The following is a 5,537-nucleotide window of genomic DNA, read 5'->3' on the forward strand; positions in this document are numbered from 1 at the left end:
TAGGTTTTTCACCTTCTTCAGTAGTGTTATATGGTGTATCGTATGGTGAGTTTGGTGTGTCTTGACGAGGTTTTTGAATCTCTTTACCCTTCTCATCCACGTAAGTAATAACTACTTCACCTTTTGGTTTTTCTTTAAGTTTGTAGATATAGGTAACGTTTTTATCCTCTTTAGCAACTGCACCTGTTGTTGGGTCTGTTGACTTCAAGTGACCTTCTTTATCAACTTCACCTACTGTGTAGTTACCAGCTGGGACTAATTCATAAGTCTTGCCTTCGAATTCAATCTCTTGTGGACGACGATCTTGTGTGTCATAGTGTTTGTTGATTGGCTGTTGATCTTCGTCTGTTACAGAATCTTTAATGATCGTTCCTTCTGTATCCTTATAATGAACATAGACATTACCTTTAACATCAGACTTGACAAAGTAGTAGTTTACATCAGTAGATGGTTTAAGGCTACTTGGAATTGAATAGTTATTCGAGAATGAAGCATACCCCTTCAAGTGAGAGTACACTTTACCATTTGGAGCAGTTGGGTCATTGGCAACAGATCCATCCGCTTGGATATCTGGAACTTTACCAGCAATGACATTGTAACTGTTATTACCTGATCCAGCTGGTGTCAATGTAGGATTTGGAGCACCTTTGAATGGACGTGGATAAGTATGCAAAGTTCCGTCCATTTGTTTATAAGTATCTGTCTCAGTAGTAGACGACCAACCAGTAATAATGAGTGATTTGCTTCCAGCAGTCTCATTGACTTCAAGATAGTAATCACCATTTTTACTGTTTACTTTTGTAACTTTTGTCTCGTCAGCCTTCCACTCTTCACCCGCCTTATTGACTTTACTAGTGTAAATGAGCGTGTATTTCGATACGTCTTCTGTACCAATATCAGATGTAGTAAAGTTATTAACTTGAGACGGATCAAGAGCGTAGAATTTAGTTACAGTTGACCCTTCTGTATCAACGATTTCAGATATACGTTTCACATAATAGTGATTTGCTCCACCCTGAAGTTCGACAAGTTTTTGACCTATAACTCCTTTACCAAGGATACCAGATGTTTTTTGAGTAGAATCTGTTGTAGCAGCTACATGCTTATAACCAGGGATATCACGGTTGTTTGAAGCTGTAAATTGTTGACCCGCAAGACCTGTCTGAGTGTAAGATGCAAGATCTGTCTCATTTCCAGTAGGTGTATATAGTTTTCCTTCTGTGTACTTGCTGCTATCAACTACTTTATAGTGAGTTGTTTGATTTACCGTTGCATATGGAACAGAAGTTTGAATGTTTGGTTTATCTTCGTTTTCGTTACCTGGGAAGTTGGTGTCGCGAATTTGAAGTGTTTCATACTCAAGTTTTGGGTTAACGAATGAGAATGTCACGTTACCAGGATCAGTTCCGTTAGCACCTGTATAAGTCAATGTATTTGTAACATCAGTATTGTTATCTGTGATGTAGCCTGGAAGCGAGATATTGCTTTCACCAGCTTTGATAGTACGAGTGAAGGCTTCAGAACCATCAGACTTCTTGATGATACGCAAATAAACATCAGGCTTCTCTGAAAGATTACCTTTAATCGCTGAACGATCTACTGAAAGTGTTGCGTAGTAATCAAAATAGGTTTTATTGCCAGTTGATTGATTCGTTTTAAGGAATTGCCAAATACCAAAAGTATAACGACCTTCATTTGGGTCCAAGGCATAACCAGACTTGTTGAAGTCTGCATCTTCAATAGATGCACCGTTAGGATCTGAAATAGCTGGTACAGTGGCTTCAGGACCTTTAGTATCTGTAGAAATTGGTGCCAACTGTGCTGAGATTGCTGGTGCACCATTAACAGTTGTGTTTCCTTCAAAACCTGCTGCTGTCAATGTTGCCATCATATTATCCACTGACTTGCTCAATCGTTCGCGCTGATCAGCATAGGTTTGAGCAGTTGCATCAGTGTCTGTCAACTTATCTCCTGCTGTCAATTCTGATTGAACTTTAGCAACAGCATCATTGATTGCTTCTTTTTGCTCTGTATTTTGATGGTTAGACGCATATTTTTCTGCGATTTTGTTCAATAAGGCTGCTTCAGAAGCATTTTGTTCCAAGATAGTCTTATCATCTGACACAGGAACAGTTTCAACTAGTTCAGACGAAGGTGCTGTAGAGGCAGGTGTCTCTGTAGCAGATTCATTAAGAGTTTCCAACACTTCTTTAGAGTCTTGCTCATTCAATGCTGCTGGTTCTGAGGCCACTGCAGGAGTATTCACTACAGCTGATGTAGCAACCTCATCCTTTCCTAACTCATCCGCATAACTAGTGTTTACAAACGATGCTAGGCTGAGAACAGCCACTGCGACCGCAGCTCCTTTTAAGAAACTACGACCTGTCATTCCCGCATCTTCACGCACTTCAGCTACAATAGTTTCTTCGACTTGACCACGAATCACTTTTAGCAGTCCAAAGTTTGAAGTGGATGCACGCAACCAATTCTTTCCAGACTTGATCAATTTGAAACGAGTCACTCGATCGGTTTCACGGAATTCTCCGTTTGAGCGTTTAAAAAACATCTTTTTTCTCCTTATTTTCATTATTAGTCATCTCCATTATACATTTTTAATGGATAAAAGCAAGGAATTTGACCTTAAACCGCTAAAATATTATAAAAAGAAAAAAATCAATGAAAATATATGTAATTTTACTTGTTTAAAGCTATTAAAATCTATATAAAACAGACAAACAAAAACTACTAAAATTCGATCTTAAATCACTTTTACAAATACTATCTGTAGCTGAAACAAGGTACGAATGAAATCTCCAATAAAGTACTGGGCTACTGTCAAAAAATACAAGCCAAAGCTTCCAGATTGTTAGATAAAAAGATAAAAATGGATAGCTATCAGTCTGAGAATAGTTTTCTTGTACTCTAGTATCAGTAGAATGAATCTAAACCTGCCAGTGAATTTATCCCTGAAGTACTGGGTTACATAACTAAATACTCATTTAAAATCAAGGGGCACTTCTTTGTTGACAAGATACTTAAGAAATATTGAAACACATGTATAAAATTGGAAATTTACTATCTAATCAATGTATCCTAGGAAAGCAAGGAAAGAGTCTTTAAAAAGAACTTTACCAGATGTGCTTATGTTGTGGAAATTTCTGCTCTTTTTGATTTTATAATTGATTGAATCTAGAATAGTACACCAAGGATTCTAAAATGGTTTTATACTCTTCGAAAATCAAATTCAAACCACGTCAGCTTCACCTTGCCGTACTCAAGTACAGCCTTCGGCTAGCTTCCTAGTTTGCTCTTTGATTTTCATTGAGTATTAGAAATTAATTTGACTTTCCTAATCCGTTTGTTCATATCTTATTTCAATCCACTATAAATGAGTATAAGAAATGAATTTTGACTCTTTTCACTCTCATCCAGATGCTGAACTGTCGTCACCAAAAAAGCGAGCAAGACTGAATTCTGATCCTCAGAAAACGCCTTTTGCTCGCTTTTTATAATTGAGATTAGCTATAGGTTCTAATCTCTAAAGTTAAGACAGTTATCGCATTATTTTGTTTCAATAAAACGATTGCCCTTCAATAACTTCCCACAAAATCTATACTTCCTCAAAAGTGCCTCTTGAGTTCTACAGATTTTACTGATCTTCTTTTTTCTTTCCCAGTGCAGACAATCCAAGAAGTGCTCCTACAACTCCTAATGTTGCAAGGCCAGTAGTTTCTTTCTCACCTGTCTCTGGGAGGGTGTTTTTACGATTTACAGATGCTTGGTCAATCTTGTCTTGTAACATAGCCTGAACTACTTGCGCCTGCTCATCCTTGTATGTTGCGATTTCGTGAGTGGCTGGAGTCGTACCATTTACACCGCCAGTAAAAGCAAGGACTTTGTAAATAGGACTTTCTCCTCCAGGAACTCCTCCTTCAAAGTTTAGAACTCTGTGAACAGTTGCCTCAGCACCATTGACACCTCCAGTGAACTCTGGTACTTCATGGATAGCTGCCTCAGAACCATTCACACTACCAGTAAACTCCGGTACTTCATGGATAGCTGCTTCAGAACCATTTACACCACCAGTAAACTCTGGTACTTCATGGATAGCTGCTTCAGAGCCATTTACACCACCAGTAAACTCTGGTACTTCATGGATAGCTGCCTCTGTTTTGCCTGATTCTTCTTTCTTAGTTCCGACTAGCACAATCTCATCTTGCGCCACTTCAACAACTTCACGAAGTTTTGTAATACGGCTTCCATCTGGTGCTACTTCAGTCAAAATACGTTCCTTGCCTGCGCGACCTACTTGAGTTACGCGAGTTTCACCTTCTGGCAAAGTTGGATCTTCTTGTTTAACTGTCTTGAAGTTGATGGATTCTTCTACTACTTCAATACTTGGTTGAGTTTGAACTAGTACCGTATCCCCTTCAGTTGGAACTACAGAATGTTTTACTTCCTCTTTCGGAGTTGCTTGAAGCTGATTGATAGAAGTTAAAGCTGCTTGCAAGGCCTTATCAACTGCATCCTGAGTCTTGGCTGCTTCAATAGCAGTAAGAGCCTGTTCTGACAACTCAACTAGTTTCTTCTTAGCTTCCTTATCATCACCTAGTTCCTTGGTCTTGTTTCGGATGGCCTCTGCCAGACTTGCCATTGCCTTGTCGTAGTCAATCTTAGGCTCTTCTGGTTGGGCTGGTTCCTCTGGTTTCGGATCCTCTTTCGGAGTCGCTTGAAGCTGGTTGATAGATGTTAGAGCTGCTTGCAAGGCCTTATCGACTGCATCTTGAGTTTTAGCTGCTTCGATGGCTGCGATGGCTTGCTCTGATAACTCGACTAGTTTCTTCTTAGCTTCCTTATCGTTGCCTAGTTCCTTGGTCTTGTTTCGGATGGCCTCTGCCAGACTTGCCATTGCCTTGTCGTAGTCAATCTTAGGCTCTTCTGGTTGGGCTGGTTCCTCTAGTTTTGGTTCCTCTTTCGGAGTCGCTTGAAGCTGGTTGATAGATGTTAGAGCTGCTTGCAAGGCTTGGTCTACTGCATCTTGAGTTTTGGCTGCTTCGATGGCTGCGATGGCTTGCTCTGATAACTCGACTAGTTTCTTCTTAGCTTCTTTATCGTTGCCTAGTTCCTTGGTCTTGTTTTGAATAGCCTCTGCCAAGCTTGCCATTGCCTTGTCGTAGTCAATCTTAGGCTCTTCTGGTTGAGCTGGTTCCTCTGGTTTTGGTTCCTCTTTCGGAGTCGCTTGAAGCTGGTTGATAGAAGTTAGAGCTGCTTGCAAGGCTTGGTCTACTGCATCTTGACTCTTAGCTTCTTGGATAGATACAAGAGCTTGTTCTGACAACTCAACTAGTTTCTTCTTAGCTTCCTTATCGTCACCTAGTTCCTTGGTCTTGTTTCGGATGGCCTCTGCCAGACTTGCCATTGCCTTGTCGTAGTCAATCTTAGGCTCTTCTGGTTGAGCTGGTTCCTCTGGTTTTGGTTCCTCTTTCGGAGTCGCTTGAAGCTGGTTGATAGAAGTTAGAGCTACTTGCAAGGCTTTG

General features: G+C 40.1%; 2 protein-coding genes. Both read right to left on the minus strand.

Features of this window, described 5'->3' with window-relative positions; translation table 11 throughout:
* A partial coding sequence (locus QM911_RS09685) for an accessory Sec-dependent serine-rich glycoprotein adhesin (RefSeq protein WP_414313863.1) occupies positions 1 to 2,566 on the minus strand: 2,566 nt, incomplete at its 3' end.
* 1,083 nt (positions 2,567 to 3,649) lie between these two features.
* A partial coding sequence (locus QM911_RS09690) for an SIALI-17 repeat-containing surface protein (RefSeq protein WP_414313864.1) occupies positions 3,650 to 5,537 on the minus strand: 1,888 nt, incomplete at its 5' end.

Origin of the sequence: Streptococcus infantis, from assembly GCF_047460825.1 — a bacterium.
GTDB lineage: Bacteria > Bacillota > Bacilli > Lactobacillales > Streptococcaceae > Streptococcus > Streptococcus infantis_V.